Source organism: Microlunatus parietis (assembly GCF_013407955.1).
Taxonomy (GTDB): domain Bacteria; phylum Actinomycetota; class Actinomycetes; order Propionibacteriales; family Propionibacteriaceae; genus Microlunatus; species Microlunatus parietis.
In genome coordinates, this window is record NZ_JACCBU010000001.1 from 1295372 (window position 1) to 1315094 (window position 19723).

The 19723-nt window shown below is 70.9% G+C and carries 19 protein-coding genes and 1 pseudogene; 8 read left to right on the plus strand and 12 right to left on the minus strand.

The genetic code is table 11. From position 1 onward, the window contains the following. Positions 1 to 28: 28 nt before the first annotated feature. Both BKA15_RS06050 and prfB read right to left on the minus strand, forming a co-directional pair. Positions 29 to 1411, minus strand: a complete 1383-nt coding sequence (locus BKA15_RS06050) for a serine hydrolase domain-containing protein (RefSeq protein WP_179748982.1) — start codon at positions 1409 to 1411, stop codon at positions 29 to 31. 5 nt (positions 1412 to 1416) lie between these two features. After that, positions 1417 to 2529, minus strand: coding sequence for a peptide chain release factor 2 (gene prfB / locus BKA15_RS06055; RefSeq protein ID WP_179748984.1), 1113 nt, complete (start codon positions 2527 to 2529; stop codon positions 1417 to 1419). 74 nt (positions 2530 to 2603) lie between these two features. On the opposite strand from prfB, the gene BKA15_RS06060 reads away from it, so the two are divergent. Beyond that, on the plus strand, positions 2604 to 3539 hold the full coding sequence (locus BKA15_RS06060; RefSeq protein ID WP_179748986.1) for an ROK family protein: 936 nt from the start codon (positions 2604 to 2606) through the stop codon (positions 3537 to 3539). A gap of 235 nt (positions 3540 to 3774) precedes the next feature. Here BKA15_RS06060 and BKA15_RS06065 read toward each other — a convergent pair whose 3' ends face one another. Beyond that, a complete protein-coding gene (locus BKA15_RS06065; protein WP_179748988.1) occupies positions 3775 to 4446 on the minus strand; it encodes an ICP22 family protein in 672 nt (223 codons plus the stop codon). Between the two features lie 145 nt (positions 4447 to 4591). On the opposite strand from BKA15_RS06065, the pseudogene BKA15_RS06070 reads away from it, so the two are divergent. Next, positions 4592 to 5047: pseudogene (locus tag BKA15_RS06070) on the plus strand (dihydrofolate reductase family protein); the annotation flags it as partial. A 3-nt stretch (positions 5048 to 5050) separates the two neighbouring features. On the opposite strand, the gene BKA15_RS06075 reads toward BKA15_RS06070, so the two are convergent. From BKA15_RS06075 to BKA15_RS06085, 3 genes are read right to left on the minus strand one after another with little or no spacing between them, the layout of a single operon-like run. Beyond that, on the minus strand, positions 5051 to 5548 hold the full coding sequence (locus BKA15_RS06075) for a DUF3830 family protein (RefSeq protein ID WP_179748992.1): 498 nt from the start codon (positions 5546 to 5548) through the stop codon (positions 5051 to 5053). Further along, positions 5548 to 7008, minus strand: coding sequence for an amidase (locus BKA15_RS06080; RefSeq protein ID WP_179748994.1), 1461 nt, complete (start codon positions 7006 to 7008; stop codon positions 5548 to 5550). The genes BKA15_RS06075 and BKA15_RS06080 overlap by 1 nt, the downstream gene beginning before the upstream one ends. Then, positions 7005 to 8006 carry a D-2-hydroxyacid dehydrogenase gene (locus BKA15_RS06085; RefSeq protein ID WP_179748996.1) on the minus strand — a complete coding sequence of 334 codons (1002 nt, stop codon included), beginning with the start codon at positions 8004 to 8006 and terminating at the stop codon, positions 7005 to 7007. The genes BKA15_RS06080 and BKA15_RS06085 overlap by 4 nt, the downstream gene beginning before the upstream one ends. A gap of 64 nt (positions 8007 to 8070) precedes the next feature. Between BKA15_RS06085 and BKA15_RS06090 the strand changes: the two genes are divergently transcribed. Genes BKA15_RS06090 through BKA15_RS06110 form a run of 5 tightly spaced genes read left to right on the plus strand, consistent with a single transcriptional unit; the run spans position 8071 to position 12670 of the window. Beyond that, positions 8071 to 8817 (plus strand): maleate cis-trans isomerase family protein, encoded by a 747-nt coding sequence (locus BKA15_RS06090; RefSeq protein WP_179748998.1) that lies wholly within the window; start codon positions 8071 to 8073, stop codon positions 8815 to 8817. Beyond that, on the plus strand, positions 8814 to 10028 hold the full coding sequence (locus tag BKA15_RS06095; protein WP_246322275.1) for a M24 family metallopeptidase: 1215 nt from the start codon (positions 8814 to 8816) through the stop codon (positions 10026 to 10028). The genes BKA15_RS06090 and BKA15_RS06095 overlap by 4 nt, the downstream gene beginning before the upstream one ends. Positions 10029 to 10042: 14 nt before the next feature. Beyond that, on the plus strand, positions 10043 to 11248 hold the full coding sequence (locus BKA15_RS06100; protein WP_179749001.1) for a M20 family metallopeptidase: 1206 nt from the start codon (positions 10043 to 10045) through the stop codon (positions 11246 to 11248). Continuing rightward, a complete protein-coding gene (locus BKA15_RS06105) occupies positions 11245 to 11979 on the plus strand; it encodes a maleate cis-trans isomerase family protein (protein WP_179749003.1) in 735 nt (244 codons plus the stop codon). The genes BKA15_RS06100 and BKA15_RS06105 overlap by 4 nt, the downstream gene beginning before the upstream one ends. 10 nt (positions 11980 to 11989) lie before the next feature. Beyond that, the gene (locus BKA15_RS06110; RefSeq protein ID WP_179749005.1) at positions 11990 to 12670 is read left to right on the plus strand and encodes a GntR family transcriptional regulator; all 681 of its coding nucleotides are present in this window, start codon (positions 11990 to 11992) and stop codon (positions 12668 to 12670) included. A gap of 213 nt (positions 12671 to 12883) precedes the next feature. Here the strand turns inward: BKA15_RS06110 and BKA15_RS06115 are convergent, their stop codons facing one another. Further along, positions 12884 to 14368 carry an NAD-dependent succinate-semialdehyde dehydrogenase gene (locus tag BKA15_RS06115; protein WP_179749007.1) on the minus strand — a complete coding sequence of 495 codons (1485 nt, stop codon included), beginning with the start codon at positions 14366 to 14368 and terminating at the stop codon, positions 12884 to 12886. Between the two features lie 91 nt (positions 14369 to 14459). On the opposite strand from BKA15_RS06115, the gene BKA15_RS06120 reads away from it, so the two are divergent. After that, on the plus strand, positions 14460 to 15716 hold the full coding sequence (locus BKA15_RS06120) for an aspartate aminotransferase family protein (RefSeq protein WP_179749010.1): 1257 nt from the start codon (positions 14460 to 14462) through the stop codon (positions 15714 to 15716). Positions 15717 to 15741: 25 nt separating this feature from the next. On the opposite strand, the gene BKA15_RS06125 is transcribed toward BKA15_RS06120, so the two are convergent. The 5 genes from BKA15_RS06125 to BKA15_RS06145 all read right to left on the minus strand — a co-directional run bounded on the left by BKA15_RS06125 (position 15742) and on the right by BKA15_RS06145 (position 19679). After that, positions 15742 to 17133, minus strand: a complete 1392-nt coding sequence (locus BKA15_RS06125) for an MFS transporter (protein ID WP_179749012.1) — start codon at positions 17131 to 17133, stop codon at positions 15742 to 15744. A 168-nt stretch (positions 17134 to 17301) separates the two neighbouring features. Beyond that, the gene (locus BKA15_RS06130) at positions 17302 to 18306 is read right to left on the minus strand and encodes an SAM-dependent methyltransferase (RefSeq protein ID WP_179749014.1); all 1005 of its coding nucleotides are present in this window, start codon (positions 18304 to 18306) and stop codon (positions 17302 to 17304) included. Positions 18307 to 18310: 4 nt separating this feature from the next. Next, positions 18311 to 18862, minus strand: coding sequence for a TIGR03086 family metal-binding protein (locus BKA15_RS06135; protein ID WP_179749017.1), 552 nt, complete (start codon positions 18860 to 18862; stop codon positions 18311 to 18313). Next, a complete protein-coding gene (locus BKA15_RS06140; protein ID WP_179749019.1) occupies positions 18859 to 19347 on the minus strand; it encodes an SRPBCC family protein in 489 nt (162 codons plus the stop codon). The genes BKA15_RS06135 and BKA15_RS06140 overlap by 4 nt, the downstream gene beginning before the upstream one ends. Continuing rightward, positions 19344 to 19679 carry an ArsR/SmtB family transcription factor gene (locus BKA15_RS06145; protein WP_179749021.1) on the minus strand — a complete coding sequence of 112 codons (336 nt, stop codon included), beginning with the start codon at positions 19677 to 19679 and terminating at the stop codon, positions 19344 to 19346. Before BKA15_RS06145 ends, BKA15_RS06140 begins: the two co-directional genes overlap by 4 nt. Positions 19680 to 19723: the final 44 nt, after the last annotated feature.

A 19723-nucleotide genomic window follows, 5' to 3' on the forward strand; every position in this document is an offset into this window, starting at 1 on the left:
ATTGGGGGGTGCGGGCGAGTCGGCCGCGTCACACTCCGCCGGCCGGATGGTTGATCCGGGAGCCGGCGTAGAGATAGCGGTCGTCACCGGCCGGGCGGCCCGGGGCCCGCTGCTCGTCGGTGAACCGGCCGACCCGGAACGACGTCGGCGACAGCTGGCCGTCAGTGCGCCCGGCCCAGAGGCCGCCCCGGACCGGGCTCAGGGCGTAGTCGGTGCGCTCCGGTTCGCCGCCGAGTTCGAGGTCCTCCTCGACCAGGGCCCGGTAGCCGGCCTCGGTGCCGACCAGGTCGATCCACTCCCCCGCCCGGGCGTAGCGGCCGAGCCAGGGCTCCAGCGGCTCGGCGGCGCCGGTCGTCGCCAGCGAGCCGGGCGGCACCTCGAGGCCGTACCCGGCAATGGTGGAGCGGCGCAGCTCGAACCACAGGTTGGCCGCGCCGGGGCCGTTGACCAGCAGGCAGAGCGCTCGGCGCAGGCCCGGCAGCACGAGCAGGTAGGCGGACTGGCCGACGGTCAGCCCGTTGTGCCCGAACACCGGTTCGCCCTGCCAGCGGCCGACCATCCAGCCGAGCCCCTGATGGCCCTCGATCTGCAGGCCGGGCGGGTTCGCGCCGTGATCGGCCAGCATCGCCGCGGCCGCGTCCGGCGGCAGCAGCCGACCGCCGTCGCGGACCAGTTCGGCGGCGACCGCGAGCACCTCGGCCGCGGTCGCGCTGATCCCGCCGGCCGGCCCGATCGACTGCGGCAGCCCCCAGTAGCTCACCGGGGTGGTCCGGTCCGTGTGGCCCACGGCGACCGAGTGCAGGATCGCCTCCTCGGCCAGGGTCGAGGTGTGGGTCAGCCCGAGCGGCTCGATCAGCTGGTCCCGCAACACCAGCCGCCACGGCTTCCCGTACAGGATCTCGAGCAGTCGGCCGGCCACGACCCAGCCCGCGTTCGAGTACGAGTACAGCGCGCCGGGCCGGAACATCTGAGCGACCCCGCCGAGCCCGGCGACGTAGCGTTCCAGGCAGTCGTCGCCGCGCCCGGTGTCGGTGAACCGGTCGCCGTCGATGCCGGACCGATGGGTCAGCAGCTGGCCGACCGTGATCAGCGCCGAGGCCTCGGCGTCGGAGCTGAGCGGCGCGTTGGGGCCGAGGATCTCGGCGGCCGGCTGGTCCAGCGCGGTGCGCCCGTCGGCGATCGCGCGGGCCATCAGGATCGCCGTGTATGGCTTCGTGATCGACCCGATCTGGAACACGGTGTCCGGCAGCACAGGCTGGCCGGTCGCCGCGTTCACCACACCGTGCGTGGCCACCCGGAGCCGGTCCCCGGCCGGGTCGGCACCGATCTCGATCTCGCCGAACACGGCGCCCGGCACCCCGTGCCGCTCGGCCAGTTCCGCGAACCCGGCCGCCCCGTCAGCCTCGGTCACGCCGATCAGTTGGCGACGGCCGAGGTCCGGCGCCAGCGGATGCCGGACTCGATGAACCCGTCGATGTCGCCGTCGAACACGGCGTCCGGGTTGGACACCTCGTAGTTGGTGCGCAGGTCCTTGACCATCTGGAACGGGTTCAGCACGTACGACCGCATCTGGGCGCCCCAGCTCTTGCCGCCGTCGCCGCGCAGCGCGTTCATCTCGGCCTCGCGCTCCTGCCGGGCCCGCTCCAGCAGCCGGGCCTGCAGCACCCGGAGGGCCGCCGCCTTGTTCTGCAGCTGCGACTTCTCGTTCTGGCAGGAGACGACGATGTTGGTCGGCAGGTGCGTGATCCGGACCGCGGAGTCGGTGGTGTTGACGCTCTGGCCGCCCGGTCCGGACGACCGGAACACGTCGATCCGCAGGTCCGCCTCGGGGATGTCGATGTGGTCGGTCTCCTCGGTCACCGGCAGCACCTCGACCCCGGCGAACGACGTCTGCCGGCGGCCCTGGTTGTCGAACGGCGAGATCCGGACCAGCCGGTGGGTGCCCTGCTCCACCGACAGCGTCCCGTACGCGAACGGGGCCTTGACCGTGAACGTCGCGGACTTGATGCCCGCCTCCTCCGCGTACGACGTGTCATAGACCTCCGTGGCGTACGAGTGCCGCTCGGCCCACCGCAGATACATCCGGAGCAGCATCGCCGCGAAGTCCGCGGCGTCCGTGCCGCCGGCCTCGGAGCGGATGGTGACCAGCGCCTCGCGCTCGTCGTACTCACCGGACAGCAGGGTGCGCACCTCGAGCGCGTCGATCTCGTTCCGCAGCGAGACCAGCTCGGACTCCGCCTCGGCCTGGCTCGCCGCGTCGCTCTCCTCCTCGGCCAGCTCGACCAGCACACCGAGGTCGTCCAGCCGGGACCGCAGTCGGGTCAGCCGCTCCAGCTCGGACTGCAGCAGCGACAGCCGGGAGGTCACCCGCTGCGCGTTGGCCTGGTCGTCCCAGAGGTCCGGCCGGGCGACCTCGATCTCGAGTTCGGCCACCTCGGCCCGCTTGGCATCGGGGTCGAGGACGGCCTCGATCGAATCGAGGGCATGGCCGAGGTCGGCCAGGACGGAGGGAAAATCTGTTACTGCCACAACCGTTCACTCTACTCAACGCCACCGACGTCATCCCCTATGCTCTGCGCCGGATGACTCAAGGGGAGGCTCCGATGACGGAACAGGTGCTGGCGATCGACGTCGGCGGGACCAAGATCGCGGCTGCGTTGGTCGACGACGAGGGCCGGATCGGCCGCGAGACCGTACAGCCGACGGCCGAGTCCGCCGACCCCGACGAGGTGTTCGCCGGGCTCGAGGCCGCGGTACGGGAGCTGGTCGGCACCGAGACGTCCGGCGCTCCGTTGCGGGTCGGGATCGGGTCGGCGGGGCCGATCGACGAGCCGGCCGGCACCGTGTCCCCGGTCAACATCGGCGCCTGGCGGGACTTCCCGATCGTGTCCCGGACCCGGGCCGTGATCAAGGAACTGACCGGCACCGAGCCGCTGGTCGGGCTGGCCGGCGACGGGCACTGCTTCGCGCTCGGCGAGCACTGGCTGGGCGCCGGCCGCGACCTGGATTCGATCATCGGCGTCGTCGTGTCGACCGGGGTCGGCGGCGGCGCGGTGCTGCGGGACCGGCTGGTCGGCGGGCTGACCGGCAACGCGGTCCATCTGGGTCACATCACCGTCGACGCCTGGGGCGGCCGCTGCGTCTGCGGCGGCTACGGCTGCGTCGAGCTCTATGCGCGGGGGCCCGGGATGGTGGCCGCCGCGCGCCAGGCCGGCTGGACCGGCGGCGACGACGCCCGGGCGCTCACCGAGTCCGCGCGGGCCGGCGACCCGACGGCGATCAGCGTGATCGACCGGGGCATGCGGGCCCTGGCGGCCGGTCTGGCGACGACCGCGACCGAGCTGGACATCCCGACCGTGGTCCTCGGCGGCGGCGTGGCCAAGGCCGGCGACGTGATCTTCGAGCCGCTGCGCCGGCACCTGCGCGACTTCGCCGTGCTGCCGTACGTGACGGGGTTGGAGGTCCGCCCCGCCGTCCTGGACAACGCCGGCCTGCTCGGCGCCGCCGCCCTCGCCTTCACCCTCCCCCAAACCCGCTGACCGGTCACAAAAGCAGCGGTTTTGGCGGCGTGTCGCTGCACTTGTGACCGGTCGATCGGGTCGGGGTGGCACGGTTTGCTGCCGTGGCGGACAGCCCCCGACCGGGTACGGCAGGCCGGGCCGGCTCGTCGGCGACCGGTCCCGATGTCGCGATTCCTCTTCGCATCGAGTGTTCCAACGTGAGAACCGGCCCGGAGTGCCCCGTCAGTAGTGAAATCGCGACACGGACCAGGGGTCAGGTGGCGGCTTGGTCGGCGACCCGGCCGAGTCGCGGGTCTCCGGGTTCGGGGTCGGGGCCGCTCGGCTGGTCCGGCCTCACCTGCCCCGGCTCGTCCGTCCCGTCGTGCTCCACGGCCCCGGGCTCGGAGTCCGGCGCGGCTCCGTACCCGGGCTCGTCCGTGCGCTCGGGCTCGTACCCGGTTTCGGGCTCGGAAGGGGCTTCGGGCTCGGTGCCGGCCCAGGACTGCTCGGCGGCTTCGGGCTGTTCAGCGTCGGCCTCGTCCTCGTACTCAGGTTCGCCGAGTTCCTCGATCCGGACGAACCTCTCCTCGCCCGTCACCCGCTTCCCCGGCCAGTCGCTGATCCAGATCAGGACGAACGCGGCCAGCGACGCCACCAGCGCGATCACGGGGCCCAGGACGAACAGCCAGACTACGATCAACCCCGCCGCCACCAGGGCCGCGACCGCGATCGCCCGGTTCCGGGTCAGCTTGCCGTGCCAGCCGCGCCAGGCGCAGTAGGCGACCCACGGGATCATGGTCAGGGCGACGACGACCCAGGCGAACAGCGCCAACCGGCCCTCGAAGTTGCCGGCCACCAGCCGGATCATGCCGATCAGGGTGAGCGCACCGACGCCCAGGCCGAGAGCCAGGCGGAGGTACGGGTGCAGGGTGCCGTTGGTCGCCATCGGTCCTCACCTTACGGCTCGACGGACCGCTCGGCAGCCTCCACCGCGCTCTCGAACTTCTGCCGAACACCGATGAGTTCGCGCCAGATCCTGTCTCCATCTCCTTGAGAGCACTCACCGAGCGAAGGAGAGCAAAGAAGCGGCGGACGTGCTGCTGGGCGGTCCGCTGTCGTACCGGGATTTCAGCGGCTACTGGCCCACTCAACTCGACGGTACGGATCCGACCCAGCGGCTGATCGCCCGGCGCTGCGAGGAGGTCCGGAATATCGTCGTGTCCGACCAGCTGCCGGAGCATTCGACGGGTGTCTGGGCCGCGACCACGACGGTCCTCCGCCGCACCGAAGCGATCGAGAAACTGAGCAAGCTCAAGGAGGAGAACGGCGGCGACATCGTCCTGTTCGGCGGCCGGACGCTGGCGAATTCGTTGTTCGCCGCCGAGCTCGTCGACGAACTGCACGTCATGGTCGCTCCGGTCGTCGTTCCGCACGGAGTCAGGGCCTTCGACGAGGCCGTGCTGCCGTCGCTGCGGTTGGTCGACGTGCGCCGCCACGACGGGTCGGAGAACGTCTTGATCAGCTACCGAAGGTCGTCGGTCCAGTAGCGGTCAGGCGCGGGCGAAGGTGAGGGTCTCGCCGCGCGCGCCGCCCATCCAGACGTCCTGACAGGCCGCGGCCAGCTCGGGCAGTCCCTCGACGATGGTGCCGAACACGTTGCCCGGCACCCAGCCCTGGTCGCCGTTGATCAACAGGTTGTTCCGGCCGTAGAAGACGGCAAGATCAATGATCTTGGTCAGGTCGCCGGGGCCGGAGCCGGACTCGTAGCCGTACGCCGGATTTCCAAGATCATCGGCATCGAAGGCGAAGTAGCAGAGATCACCCGGGATCGGCGTGACCGTCGTATTCTCCTTGCCTGGTTCGGTTTTCGCGAACGCGGGGACCAGGTTGTAGATCTCGTTCCGGGCATACTTGCCGTGGTGCACGGGTCCGGACAGCGGCAGTGCGTCCCAGACGGCGGCGGCGGTCCGCGGCGCCTCGTCGTCGAGCAGGGCGGCCTTGCAGGAGACGCCGCGAGCCTCCAAAGTCACCGTGATGAATCGGGTCATCAGCTTCCTTTCGACTCGAGCACGACTGGCCACTGGTCGGCCCAGTCGGTGGCGCGTTCGTAGGCACGGCCGGCCCGGAGCACCAAGGCATCGGCGTGCCGCGGCCCGACGATCTGCAGCCCGACCGGCCGGCCGTCGGCGGTGAAGCCGCAGGGCACGCTGAGCGCCGGCTGCTGGGTCAGATTGAACGGGTACGTGTACGGCGTCCAACTGGTCCAGGCGTCGCTCGGCCAGCCCTCCGGCGCGTCCCGGCCGAGCTCGAAGGCCGGAATCGGCAGCGTCGGCGTGACCAGCAGGTCGTAGCGCTGGTGGAACCGGCCCAACTCGGAGCCGAGCCGCATCCGGACCGCGGTCGCGTCCAGGTAGTCCGCGGCGGTCAGCCCGCTGCCGTACTCGACGCCGCGGCGCAGGCCCGGATCGATCCGGTCCAGCGCCGCCGGCCCGTACCCCTCGACCACCTTCGCGGCGCCGGCGAACCAGAGCACCGAGAACGCCGCCACCGGGTCGTCGAAGCCCGGGTCGACCTCCGCCACCTCGGCGCCCTGCCCGGCCAGCACCTCGACCGCGGCCAGGACCAGCCGGTCCACCTCCGGGTCGTTCTCGACGTGCCCGAGATTCGCCGAGTAGGCGATCCGCAGGCCGGCGACCCCGTCCTCCAACCCGTCCAGATACGACCCCGCGGGCGACGGCAGCGCGGACCAGTCCCGCGGGTCGGGCCGGGCGATCAGGTCCAGCAGCCCGGCCGCGTCGGCGACGGTGCGGGTGATCGGGCCGGCGTGGGACAGCGTGCCGAACGGGCTCGGCGGATAGATCGGGACCAGCCCGTAGGTCGGCTTCAGCCCGACTGTGCCGGTGAACGAGGCCGGGATCCGGACCGACCCGCCGCCGTCGGTGCCGATCGACCACGGCCCGAGGCCGAGCCGGACCGCCGCGGCCGCCCCGCCGCTGGAACCGCCGGCCGTCAGGTACGGGTGCCAGGGGTTGCCGGTGGCGCCGAAGGTCGGCGAGTCGGTGACGCCCTTCCAGCCGAACTCCGGCGTCGTGGTCTTGCCGAGCAGCACCGCGCCCGCCTCCCGCAGCCGGGCCACCGGCGGCGCATCCTCGGTCCACGGGCCGGCCGGGTCGATCAGCGCCGTGCCGCGCCGGGTCGGCCAGCCCTCGGTGAGGAACATGTCCTTGATCGACACCGGCACGCCGTCGCCCGGCCCGAGCGGCCGCCCGTCGGCGTAGCGCTGCGCGGACCGTTCCGCATCGGCCAGCGCGCGCTCGGCATCGACCAGGACGAACGCGTTGACCCGCCGGTCGTACGCCTCGATGGCGGCCAGCACATCCCGGGTCGCGTCGACCGGGGTGAACGCGCCGGACCGGTAGCCGGCGACCAGCTCGGCCGCGGTCAGGGCGGTCAGGTCCGCCGGCGGCGTGGTGGTCGTCCGGGGCAGTCGGCGCGGCGGAGAGGTCATGTGGTCTCCACGGGTGTGCGGCCGGTCACGTACCCGAGCCGTTTGTCCACGATGTTGATCAAGGGCTTCCCGTCCAGCCAGCGCAGCGCGTTGTCGGCGAACTGCCGGGCCAGCGCGTCCCGCCAGCCGACCACGTCGCCGGACAGATGCGGCGAGATGATCACTCCCGGGGTGGTCCAGAGCGGATCGTCGGCAGGCAACGGCTCCTCCGGGAAGACGTCCAGCGCGGCACCGGCCAGCCGGCCCTCGGTGAGCGCCGTGATCAAGGCTTCATGATCAACCAGAGGTCCACGACCGACGTTGATCAACTGCGCGGTCGGCTTCAGCGCCGCCAGCACCTCGGCGTTGATCATCTTTCGGGTCTGGTCGGTCAACGGCGCGGCTACCACCAGGTGATCGGCCCAGCCCACCTGCGCGGCCAGCTCGGCGGACGCCACGACGGTGCCGAAGTCGGGATCCTCGGCGCGGGCGGTGCGGCCCACTCCCCGTACCTCGAAACCGACGGCGCGGAGCAGCCGGGCCGTGGTCCGGCCGATCGGCCCGGTCCCGATGATCATGACCGTGCGACCGGCCGCCAGCAGCGTCTCCCGATGCTGCCAAATGCGCGCCTGCTGCTGCGCCCGCGTCAGGTGGACGCCCTTGAGTTGATCAAGGATCGAGGTCAGTACGAACTCGGCGATCGGCCGGTCGAACACGCCGCGCGCGTTGGTCACGACGACCGGTGACTCGACCAGGTCGTCGAACAGCAGCGAGTCCACCCCCGCCGCCGCGACGTGGATCCAGTCCAGCCCGGCGGCCGCGGGCCAGGTGTCGGCGACCGCGGTGGAGAAGAAGTCCCAGAGCAGCAGCGCCCGGCTGTCCCGCAGGGCGGCGGCCAGACCGGCCGCGTCGACGAACCGCAGCGCGGCCCGCTCGGCGACCGGTTCCAGCCCGCCGGGTCGAGACCCGTCCGGCCCGCAGAGCACCGTGATCACGGGCAGGGTCCGGGCGGGGCTCACTCACCGACCCTAAGAACGGCTCCGAAGGATTGTCAACAATCTTGTCCACCGGCATCATGACTTCATGACACTGCCCGCGGCCGGTGGGCTTCCGGAGGGACCACCGGTGCGCACCAGGATCGGACTGATCGCACCCTTCGATCTCGCGCTCGACGACGAGCTCGCCCGGTGGATCCCCGACGGGGTCAGCCTGCATGCCGCGCGGACGCCCCGGCTGCCCGGCCCCGTCGATCTCGACCTGGCCGAACGCCTCAACGACCATGATCAAATCCTGGCCTGCATCGGCGAGCTGAGCGCCATCGAGCCCGCCGCGTACGCCTACGCCTGCACGGCCGCCAGCTTCGTCGACGGGGTCACCGGCGAACACGCGCTGGCCGAGGCGATCCGGCTCGCCGGCGGGGTGCCTGCGGTGACCACGTCCGGCGCGCTGCTGGCGGCGCTGACCGCCCTCGAGGTCCGGTCGGTCGCCGTCGCGGCCCCGTACGAGATCATGATCACCGAACGGCTGGTCCGGTTCCTCGCCGAAGCGGCGATCACCGTCACCGGGTACGGCTCGCTCGGGATCACCTCGCGGATCTGGGAGGTGCCGTACCGGACCACGGCCGAACTGATCCGCCGGCTGCCGGGGTCCGGCGCCGAAGCCGTACTCCTCCCCTGCACGAACCTCAGCAGCTACGACCTGATCGCGCCGCTCGAGGCCGAACTCGGCGTACCGGTGATCAGCGCCAACCAGGCGACCGTCTGGGCCGCGTTGCGACTGGTCGGCCGCCGAGCCGTGGGACCCGGCCAGGCCCTGGTCGAGCGCGCATGACCTGGCCGCCCATGATCATGGACCGCGTGATCAAGCCGATCGACGATGCGGAGTACGCCGAACGCCTGCGCCGGGTGCACGCCGCGCTGGCCGAACGATCATGGTCGGCACTGGTCGTCGCCGACCCGGCCAACCTCTACTACCTGACCGGTTACGACGCGTGGTCGTTCTACATGCCGCAGTGCTTGATCATCCCGGCCGGCGGTGCGCCGCGACTGTTCCTGCGCGCGATGGACGCCAACGGCGCGGCCTCGACGGCCCGTCTCCCGGCGGACCGGATCGAGGGCTACCCCGAGTCGCTGGTCCATCGGCCGGACGTGCACCCGTACGACTGGATCGCCGACCGAGCCCGGGCCCAGGGCCTGCTGCCGACCGAGCCGGACGCGGTGATCGCCGTCGAGGCCGACGCGCATTTCTATTCGGTACGGGCGCATCAGGCGCTCGCCGAACGGGTCGGCCGCGCCCGCCTGGTGGACAGCGGCGAACTGGTCAACTGGGTCCGGTTGATCAAGTCCGAGGCCGAGCTGGACCGGCTCCGGATCGCCGGCCGGCTGGCCGAGGAGGCGATGCGGGTCGCCCTCGCCGCAGTGGCCCCGGGCCGCCGGCAGTGCGACGTGGCCGCCGAGATCGTCGCCGCCCAGACCCGCGGCACCGATGATCATGGTGGCGACTACCCGGCCATCGTGCCGCTGCTGCCGAGCGGCGACAGTGCCGGAACTCCGCACCTGACCTGGTCCGAGCGCCGGTTCTGCGCGGGCGAGGCGACCACGATCGAGTTGGCCGGGACGTACCAGCGCTATCACGCCCCGCTGGCCCGGACCGTGATGATCGGCGAGCCGTCGGCCCGGCTGGCCGGTGCGGCGGCGGTGATCCGGGACGGAATGGCGGCCACGCTGGAGACGATGCTGCCGGGCCGTCCGGTCCGCGACACGCACACCGCGTTCCAGCAGGTGATCGCCGCGCACGGCCTGACCAAGGATTCGCGGATCGGCTATTCGATCGGAGTCGGCTATCCTCCCGACTGGGGCGAGCGGACGATCAGCCTGCGGGGCGAGGAAGCACGCACCTTCGGCACCGGCATGGCCTTCCACGTGATCCTCGGGCTTTGGCTGGACGGCTGGGGGTACGAGTTGTCCGAGCCGGTGATCATCTCCGACGCCGGAGCCGAACCGCTCTGCCGGTTGCCGCGCGAACTGGAGGTGACGAGATAGCCAGCCATCCCTCGGTGCTCAACGACACCGAACGGAGTGTCCTGAGTCAGATCGACGAAGGTCTGGTCACGAGGCTTGCTGCTGCCCTGGTCCAGGCACCGGCCCGCCATACGCCGAACGTCAACCCGCCCGGCGGGGAGGCGCCCACCGTCGCGGTGCTGACCCAGCTGGCCACCGAACTCGGGCTCGACGTGATCACCAGCGAGGTGGCGCCCGACCGGTCCAACGTGTCGGTCCGGCTGCCCGGCGGCGACGAACCGGGCCTGCTGCTGCTCGGGCACACCGATGTCGTACCGATCGGCGAGGGCTGGACCGGCGACCCGTGGAGCGGCCGGGTCTCCGGCGGCCGACTGTACGGCCGCGGGTCGGCCGACATGAAGGGCGGGCTGGCCGCCTGCCTGACCGCGATGGCGGCGATCCGCCGGGCCGGCGTCGTGCTGCCCGGCCTGGTCGAGCTGGCCGCCGTGGTCGACGAGGAGGACCACGGGCTGGGCATCCGGCACTTCCTCGGCAGTGAGCGGGGCCGGTTCGCCGGCTGCATCGCGGCCGAGCCGACCGACCTGCAGACGATCATCGCCGCCCGCGGCGACTCCTACGTCGAGTTCACGGTGTCCGGTCGCCATGCCCACTCCGGCCTGCCCAGCGAGGGCGCGAACGCCATCGTCGGAGCGGCTCGCGTGGTCAACGCGATCGAGGAGTGGCACGAGGAACTAGCCGCTTCGGCGCACCTGCTGGCCGGTGCCGCGACCTGGAGCATCGGGAGCATCACCGGCGGCAGCGGCCCGACCGTCGTCGCCGCCGAGTGCACGATCGTCGCGGACCGGCGGTTGTTGCCGGGCGAGTCGGCGACCGCCGTTCTGGAGGATGCCCGGCACCGGCTGAGCGAGCTCGGCCTGTCCGCCCGCGGGCTGTCCGTCCAGGTCCGGATGACCATGGACATGCCCGGCTTCGAGACCGCGCCCGGCCACCCGCTGGTCCGGACGGTCGAGGGTGCCCTGGGCGACGCCGGTGGTCCGCTGTGGGGGTTGGGCGGCTGGACCGCAGCCTGCGATGGCGGCTTCATCGCCCGGGACGCCGGCATCCCCGTTGTCGTGCTCGGCCCCGGCTCGGTGACCCAGCACGCGCACCGGCCCAACGAGTCCGTACCGGTGGACGAGCTCGTCACCGCCGCCCGGGCGTACGCGCTGACGGCACTCCGGCTGATCGGAAGCTCCTCATGACCGCCGAACCGGTGTCGGTCGGGCTGCTCTACCCCGGTCACAGCGCCGAGGACGACTTCCCGGCGTTGGAGGTACGGCTCGGCGGCCGGGTCCGGCTGCCGCTGGTGCACACCAGCGTCGGTGAGGACGCGCACCGGGTGGACGCCCTGCTCGACCTCGGCGGCCCCGACCGGTTGGCCGAGGGCGCGGGCAGGCTGGCCGAGAGCCGGCCCGATTCGATCATGTGGGCGTGTACGTCGGGCAGCTTCGTGTTCGGCTGGGACGGCGCCCGGGAGCAGGTCGACCGGCTCGCCGACCTGCTCGGCAAGCCGGCCTCGTCGACCTCGATCGCGTTCGTCGAGGCGGCCCGGGCGCTTGGGCTGTCGCGGGTCGCCGTCGCGGCGTCGTACCCGGAGGACGTGGCCGGCCGGTTCGTCGAGTTCCTCGGCCACGGCGGCATCGAGGTCGTCGGCTGGGGCTTCCGGGACATCGTGACCGCGGCCGAGGTCGGCACGCTGGGCCGCGATGAGGTGATCGGCCTCGCCGTCGACCATGATCATCGAGACGCCGAGGCGGTGCTGGTGCCGGACACCGCGATGCATTCGCTGGCCTGGCTGGACGACCTCGAGGCCGCGGTCGGCAAGCCGGTGCTGACGGCGAACCAGGTGACCGTCTGGGAGGGGCTCCGGCTGGCCGGCGGCCCGACCACGCTGCCAGGGCTCGGGCGACTGTTCGCCGGGGCCTCCGGGTGAGGGAGGAACGATGTCGGGGCGTCGCGCCATCGAGCCCGTACCGACGGAGTCGACGGCGAGCCTGATCGCCGACCGGCTCCGCTCGGCGATCCACAGCGGCCACTTCGCGGCCGGCGAGCAACTGCACGAGGTCGTCCTGGCCCGCGAGTTCGGGGTCAGCCGAGGCCCTTTGCGGGAAGGGATGCAGCGGCTCACCCAGGAGGGCCTGCTGGTGTCGATCAAGAACCGCGGGCTGTTCGTGGTCGAGCTGACCGAGGCCGACGTCCGTGATGTCTACCTGGCCCGGTCGGCGATCGAGCACGCCGCGGCGGAGGAGATCTTCCGGAGCGGCAACCCGGAGCGCTCCGGTCTGCGCTTGATCAAGATCTGGCAGGACATGGAGAAGGCCGGGCAGCGCAACGACGTCGTCGCGATCGGGCACTGGGACGTGAAGTTCCACGAATGCCTGGTGGCACAGGCGAAGAGCCCCCGGCTGTCCCGGATCCACCGCACCCTGATGACCGAGACGAAGCTCTGCATCAACGCCCTCGGCGGCAGCTACCCCCCGCCCGACGAGCGGGTGCCGGAGCACAAGGCGATCGCCGAGGCGATGCGCGACCAAGATCGACAACTCTTCGACCGCCTGCTCGACGCACACATGGACGACGCCATCCGCCGCCTCGCCAAGGTCGTGCCCCCGCCCGCGCGCTGACCCCAGCCCCATCCCGCCGACCGGTCACGAAAGCAGCGGTTCTGGCGGCGTGTCGCTGCAAAGTTGACCGGTCGGTGCGAGCCGGCTGCGGGTCCGCGGCCAGGACGATCTGACTCTGCCCTGGTCCGCAGTTGGGCAGGTCCGCTTCTGGAGTGAGTTTCCGCCGGTCAGTCGCGGCAGAAATTCACTGTGACTGTGCCGTCCGACGCTTGATCACTTCGGCATCGCGATGCCGATGTACTTCGTCTCCAGGAACTCGTCGATGCCGATCGCGCCGCCCTCCCGGCCGAGGCCGGACTGCTTGACTCCGCCGAACGGTGCGGCCGGGTTGGAGACGACGCCCTGATTCAGGCCGACCATGCCGGACTCGATCCGCTCGGCCATCCGGAGGGCTCGGCGCAGGTCGTTGGTGAAGACATAGGAGACCAGGCCGAACTCGGTGTCGTTGGCCAGGACGACCGCGTCGTCCTCGTCCTCGAACGGGGTCAGTGGAGCGACCGGGCCGAAGATCTCCTCGTCGCTCATCCGGGCGTCCCGCGGGACCCCGGACAGCACGGTCGGCGGATAGAAGTAGCCGGCGCCGCCGAGCTGCACGCCGCCGGTGAGGACGGTCGCGCCGCGGTCGACCGCGTCCTGGACCAGCTCGGTCACCTTGGTCAGCGCGGCGGCGTCGATCAGCGGACCGACCTGGACCCCGTCGCCGGTGCCCGGGCCGACGGTCAGCTCGGCCATCCGGGCGGCGAGCCGGCGGCCGAACTCGTCGATCACGCCGGACTGCACATAGATCCGGTTGGCCGCCGTGCAGGCCTCGCCCATGTTGCGCATCTTGGCCTGCAGCGCACCGGCCACGGCTTCGTCCAGGTCGGCGTCGTCGAAGACCAGGAACGGGGCGTTGCCGCCGAGTTCCATCGAGGTCCGGAGCACCTTCTCGGCGCACTGTTCGAGCAGGATCCGGCCGACCTTGGTCGAGCCGGTGAAGGACAGTTTGCGGGCCAGGCCGGATCTGATCATGGGCTCCAGCACGGCGCCGGCGTCGGTGCAGGTGATCAGGTTCACCCCGCCGTCGGGCAGGCCGGCCTCGCGCAGGATGTCGATCAGGGCCAGCATCGACAGCGGCGTCTGCGGTGCGGGCTTGATCACGCTGGCACAGCCGGCCGCGATCGCCGGGCCGAGCTTGCGGGTGCCCATCGCCATCGGGAAGTTCCACGGGGTGATCAACAACGCCACGCCGACCGGCTGCTTGGTGATCAAGAACCGGGCGTCGCCCGCGGGCGAGACCTGATAGCCGCCGTCGATCCGTACCGCCTCGCCGGCGAAGTGGCGCAGGAACTCGGCGGCATAGACGATCTCGCCGCGGGCCTCGGCCAGCGGCTTGCCCATCTCGGCCGTCATCAACGCCGCCAGGTCGTCGATCCGCCGGTGCAGCAGGTCGAACGCGCGGGTCAGGATGTCGGCGCGCTGCCGCGGCGACAGGGCCGCCATCGCGGGCTGGGCGGCGACCGCGGCGTCCAGCGCGCGCCGCCCGTCCTCCGGGCTGGCGTCGGCGACGGCGCAGAGCACCTCGCCGGTCGCCGGATCCAGCACGTCGAACGTCTTGCCGCCGGTCGCCTGCTGCCAACTGCCGCCGACGAAGAGGTCCTTCGGGACCGCGTCCACGATGGCCGGCCGGGCTGACTGCGTCGTCTGCGAGGTGCTCATAGAGGCAACCGTACTCGCTGATCTCGACGCCTCGGAAGCCGCTTGTTAGGCTGGAATTATTGTCAACAATCCGACGATCAACGAGGTCACCATGGCGCAGCTTTCCCCCGTTCTGGCGCAGGCGAATCCGGTTCTCGCGGCCCGCGGGTCCGGGGTGGAGGTCTTCGACGACGACGACCGCCGCTACCTCGATTTCACCGCCGGCATCGGCGTCACCAGCACCGGGCACTGTCATCCGCGGGTGGTCGAGGCGGCCCAGCGCCAGGTGGCGACGATCATCCACGCGCAGTACACGACGGTCCGCAACAAGCCGATGCTGGAACTCACCGAACGGCTCGGCGCCGTGCTGCCGGAACCGCTGGACCGGGTGTTCTTCGCCAACTCCGGGTCGGAGGCGATCGAGTCGGCGCTGCGGCTGGCCCGGCAGGCGACCGGCCGGCCGAATGTGATCGTTTTCCACGGCGGCTTCCACGGGCGTACGGTCGCCGCGGCGACCATGACCACCTCGGGGACCAGGTTCCGGTCCGGCTTCGCGCCGCTGATGGGCGGCGTCCACGTGGCCCCGTTCCCGGACCCGGGCCACTTCGGCTGGCCGGTCGAGGAGTGCACCGACTTCGCCCTGAAGCAGCTGGACTACCTGCTGCAGACGGTGTCCGCGCCCGCCGACACCGCCGCGTTCCTGGTCGAGCCGGTGCTCGGCGAGGGCGGCTACGTGCCCGGCAATACCCGCTTCTTCGCCGGCCTGCGGGAGCGGGCCGACCGGCACGGCTGCCTGTTCATGATCGACGAGATCCAGACCGGCTTCGGCCGCACCGGACGGTTCTGGGGCGGTGATCATTTCGAGGTACGTCCCGACGTCCTGATCACCGCCAAGGGCCTCGCCTCCGGTTTCCCGCTGTCTGCCATGGCCGCCCCCGCGTCGCTGATGGAGCAGGCCTGGCCCGGCTCGCAGGGCGGTACCTACGGGGCGAATGCGGTCGCCTGTGCCGCCGCCTGCGCGACGCTGGAGGTGATCGAATCCGAAGGCCTGGTACGCAACGCCGAGGAACGCGGCCGGCAGCTGACCGACGGCCTCAGCACGGTCGCGAAGGACCATGATCAGATCACCGACGTGCGCGGGCTCGGCCTCATGATCGGCAACGAGTTCCGCGACGCCGAGGGCCGGCCGGACGGGGCCATGGCGGCCGCCGTCCAGCAGGAGGCGTCCCGCCGCGGGCTGCTGCTGCTGACCTGTGGCGCCTACGGCCAGGTGGTCCGGTTCATCCCGGCCCTGGTGGTGTCACCGGCCGAGGTCGACGAGGCCGTCGGGCTCTGGGCCGACACCCTCGCCGCCGTCCTCGACCGCTGACAGCAAGACCGGCGAAGATCCAAGATCAACCGAGGTCGGGGACGGGACCGCCGGCCGAGCGTCCGGGTCGGCGCCCGGCGGGCCGGGAGATGACGCCCGGCACGCCACGACCGCGGAGGGAGGCGCCCCGGGTCTCGATCACGAAGATCAACGCGACCGCACCAACGGCACAGGCGGCCATCATGTAGAACGCCGGGATCAGCCCGTTGCCGGTGGCGCCGATCAAGGCCTCGTTCACGTACGGTGCCGTACCCCCGAAGATCGACGTCGCCACGTTGTACGAGATCGCCAGCGCCGCGTACCGGATGTGGGTCGGGAACATCGCCGGGAACGTCGCCGAGATCGTCGCGAGTTGCGGTACGTAGAGCAGGCCGAGCACCGCGAACCCGATCACCGCACCGACCGCGTTGGTGCCGATCAGCATGTACATCGGTATGGCCAGCAGGAACAGTCCGATCAGCGACGCCCACCACATCGGTTTCCGGCCGACCCGATCCGAGATCATGCCGGCGAACGGCAGGAAGATCATCATCGCCAACTGCCCGATGATCGGGACGAGCAGGGCGCCGTTCTCGTCCAGCCCGATCTCGCCCTGCAGGTAGGTCGGCGTATACGTGAGCAGCGTGTAGTTCACCACGTTCAGCGCGATCACCAGACCGAACAGCTGCAGGATCGGCCGCCAGTAGCCCCTGATCATGTCCGCGAACAGGGTCGAGGCCTGCTGCTCCTTCTGGCCGGACTCCTCGAGCTCCTGGAAGACCGGCGTGTCCTCCATCCGGGACCGGAGGTAGAGCCCGACCAGGCCCAGCGGGGCGGCGACTAGGAACGGGATCCGCCAGCCCCAGGCCATCATCGCGTCGTGGCCGAGGATCAGCTGGGCGAGCAACATCATCAGCGCACCGAGCGAGAAGCCGCCCAGGGTGCCGAACTCGAGGAAGCTGCCGAAGAAGCCGCGCTTCTTGTCCGGGGAGTACTCGGCCATGAACGTCGCCGCGCCGCCGTACTCGCCACCGGTCGAGAAGCCCTGGATCAGCCGAAGCAGGATCAGCAGCAGCGGAGCCGCGTACCCGATTGTCTCGAACGTCGGCAGCAGGCCGAGGCACAGGGTCGCGCCGGACATCATCAAGATCGTGATGGCCAGGATCTGCTTCCGCCCGAGCCGGTCGCCGAGCGGGCCCCAGACCAGCCCGCCCAACGGCCTGATCAGGAACGACACCGCGAAGATGCCCAAGGTGATCAAGGCGTTCTCGCCCGGGATCAGGTTCGCCGTGATGTAGGTGGTGCCGTAGGCGTACAGGCCGTAGTCGAACCACTCGGTCGCGTTCCCGATCGCCGACGCCCCGACGGCCCGGCGCAGGGTCTTCTGATCGACCTCTTGCGGTGGTTTGGCGGACTCGGCGGCTGCTGCATCAGTCATCGAACTCTCCTCCGTCCCGGCCCGGGGCGCCCCCGAACCACGGCAGCGGCGCCTCCGGGCACCAGCGGCCGTAGGATTGTTGACAATCTCCTGGTAACGATACTCAGGAGCGTGCCCGAGGGCCAGCCTTCGGTACGGAAAGCCCGTGACAATCCGTGGCGGCGGCGATCACCGCCGTCGGCCGACGACCGTAACCTCGTTCCGGTTGTGATGCAACTGACGAGCGAAGATGATCTTGTACGATTCGCCGAGATCCTCAAGCGCACGGTCGATCGCCTCGACCGGACGATGGGTCGTGATCTTGAGTGTGATAATGATCAAGTCACCGGGTCGCTGCAACCGGGCTGCCATGATCATGGTCCGGACCGACTGCAGCGGGTCCATCCGCATGTCGTTGACGATCACCTGGAAGGTCCGCTGGGTGCGCCGGATGAACTCCCCCGCAGTGGTCCGGTGCCAGTTCAGGTCGGGTCGGCGGGCGAGCGACGGGGCAGGCTCGCCCGGGTCGACACCGTGCACCCGGCGAGCCCCGTACTCGAGCAGGATCCGGCTCCAGCCGCCCGGGCTCGCGCCGAGATCGAGCGCGTCGCCGCTGATCGTCAACGGCAGCAGGGAGAACAGCTCTTCGAGCTTGTGCTCGGCCCTCGAGATCTGGTGCGGCGAATCGGCCAGCCGCACCCGGCCGCCGGGCCAGTCGGCCAGCGCGTCGGCGGTCCGGGTCCGGCCGACCACGACGCGGCGCTCGCCCAGGCAGACGGCGAGAACGGTCTCGCAGCCGGCCCGGTGGACCTCGTGTCCGTCCGCGGTCAGACGGTCGGCGATCGCCGCCCGGACCGCCTCCGGGCGATGACGACTGCGGCCGCTCGCCCAAACCTGTAAGGCGATCGGGCCGTTCGCCGGAGCGGCCGACGCCGCCAGCTCGATGATCATGGCCGGGTCGTCGGCCTCGCCGGTGGGCAGCTGCGCCGCCGCCTTCACCAGATGGCGGACGAACCGGAGCTCGCCGGAGCGTGCCGCGGCGGCGACCTCGGCCAGGCCCGCTCCGTCCAGCCGGATCAGGCCGGCATCATCGCCGACCGCGACATGATCAACCACTGGGAGTGATCGTTTGAGTTCCTGAACCGCGAATCGGTAGTAGCGATCCGCAGCCGAGAACAGAACGTCGGCCGTCACCAGTTCAGGGCTGCCGGCCGATGAACGCGATCAACTTCGTCTGCACGTCCGCATCCTCGGGCACCTCGACCTTCGGCCCGTACTGCCCGCTGGCCCGCAGCACCTCGTCGAGGGATTCCATGCCGGCCAGCAGTTCCGCGGCGAACTCCTCGTCGAGCGTCTCGTCCTGGCCGGTGGCGCGAGCCAGATCCCAGGTGTGCATGAAGACATCGGCGGTGAAGAAGTTCTGCACCGCCTGCGGCAGTGGGTGTTTGCCGGCCACCGGATGATCAAGGAACTTGCCCTCGGTCGTCGGGTCGTCCAGCAACTGCTGCACCCCATCACTCATCGTGGTCCAGTTGGCCAGCGGATCCTCGGTGATCGGAGGTCCCTGCGGCAGCGTGATCCCGGTGCCGGAGGCCAGGAAGGCCGGGAACCACTCGGTCAGGTGGCCGACGACGTCGCGGGCGGTCCAGCCGTCCGGCGGCGCGGGCTTGGTCCAGTCCGATTCGGCGACGTTGCGGACGCGTTCGGTGAAGCCTGCGGCGACCTGCCGGTAGCGGTCAGCGGGTGTCATGGTCGTTGCTCCTTCGTGAGTTGGTCAAGAATGGCATCGATCCGCCGGAGGGATCGATTCAGCCCGGCCTCCATGCCGGAGCTGACGTGGTTGTCCCGGTGCTCCCGGCTGGCGTGGCGCACCGTGATGATCATCGTGGTCCGGCCCTGCTGCTCGGTCAGTCGCAGGTCGGTGATCGCCTCGACGCCCGGGTTGCCCTCGAAGCCTTCGCTGGTGACCAGGCGTCGCGGCCGGTCGATCACGCGATACGTCCCGTACCAGCCGAGTACGGTGCCGCCGGCGTCCCGGGACACGTACCGCCAACGGCCACCGACCCGCAGGTCGATCTCGCAGACCACCAGCGGAGCGTCGATCGAGGTCCACCACCGCCGCACCAGTTCCGGCGTCGTCCAGACGGTGAAGACGAGGTCCCGCGGAGCGTCGAACGTCCGGGTGATCATGATCTCCGTCTCGCTGGGCAGCGTCACCGCGGTCTCATTGATCATGAGCCGCCGTCCTGCAGTTCGGCCAGCAGGGCGTCGAACCGGTCGAACCGATCCGACCAGGTCCGCCGGAGCCCGGACAGCCACTTCTCCATCGGCGCCAGCGCCGCCGGCTCCAGCCGGTAGACCCGCCGCCGCCCGTCGGTCCGTACCCCCACCAGGTCGACTGCCCGCAGCACCGCCAGGTGTTTGGACACCACCGGCTGTGGCAGCCTCAGCGTCTCGACCAACTCCCCCACCGATCGCTCCCGAGCGGCCAGCGCGCCGATGATCTCCCGGCGACAGGGCTCCGCCACCGCGTTGAACACGTCGGACGTCGTCGCCGCCCTGGCCATACAGAGATCATATTCCACTATCGGCATACGTCAAGCGTCGCGGC

Excerpts from the sequence above, each read along its gene's own strand:
- BKA15_RS06060 (WP_179748986.1), top strand. The coding sequence starts at position 2,604 with ATGACGGAACAGGTGCTGGCGATCGACGTCGGCGGGACCAAGATCGCG.
- BKA15_RS06065 (WP_179748988.1), bottom strand. The coding sequence starts at position 4,446 with ATGGCGACCAACGGCACCCTGCACCCGTACCTCCGCCTGGCTCTCGGC.
- BKA15_RS06075 (WP_179748992.1), bottom strand. The coding sequence starts at position 5,548 with ATGACCCGATTCATCACGGTGACTTTGGAGGCTCGCGGCGTCTCCTGC.
- BKA15_RS06080 (WP_179748994.1), bottom strand. The coding sequence starts at position 7,008 with ATGACCTCTCCGCCGCGCCGACTGCCCCGGACGACCACCACGCCGCCG.
- BKA15_RS06090 (WP_179748998.1), top strand. The coding sequence starts at position 8,071 with ATGACACTGCCCGCGGCCGGTGGGCTTCCGGAGGGACCACCGGTGCGC.
- BKA15_RS06095 (WP_246322275.1), top strand. The coding sequence starts at position 8,814 with ATGACCTGGCCGCCCATGATCATGGACCGCGTGATCAAGCCGATCGAC.
- BKA15_RS06105 (WP_179749003.1), top strand. The coding sequence starts at position 11,245 with ATGACCGCCGAACCGGTGTCGGTCGGGCTGCTCTACCCCGGTCACAGC.
- BKA15_RS06110 (WP_179749005.1), top strand. The coding sequence starts at position 11,990 with ATGTCGGGGCGTCGCGCCATCGAGCCCGTACCGACGGAGTCGACGGCG.
- BKA15_RS06115 (WP_179749007.1), bottom strand. The coding sequence starts at position 14,368 with ATGAGCACCTCGCAGACGACGCAGTCAGCCCGGCCGGCCATCGTGGAC.
- BKA15_RS06120 (WP_179749010.1), top strand. The coding sequence starts at position 14,460 with ATGGCGCAGCTTTCCCCCGTTCTGGCGCAGGCGAATCCGGTTCTCGCG.
- BKA15_RS06125 (WP_179749012.1), bottom strand. The coding sequence starts at position 17,133 with ATGACTGATGCAGCAGCCGCCGAGTCCGCCAAACCACCGCAAGAGGTC.
- BKA15_RS06135 (WP_179749017.1), bottom strand. The coding sequence starts at position 18,862 with ATGACACCCGCTGACCGCTACCGGCAGGTCGCCGCAGGCTTCACCGAA.
- BKA15_RS06140 (WP_179749019.1), bottom strand. The coding sequence starts at position 19,347 with ATGATCAATGAGACCGCGGTGACGCTGCCCAGCGAGACGGAGATCATG.
- BKA15_RS06145 (WP_179749021.1), bottom strand. The coding sequence starts at position 19,679 with ATGGCCAGGGCGGCGACGACGTCCGACGTGTTCAACGCGGTGGCGGAG.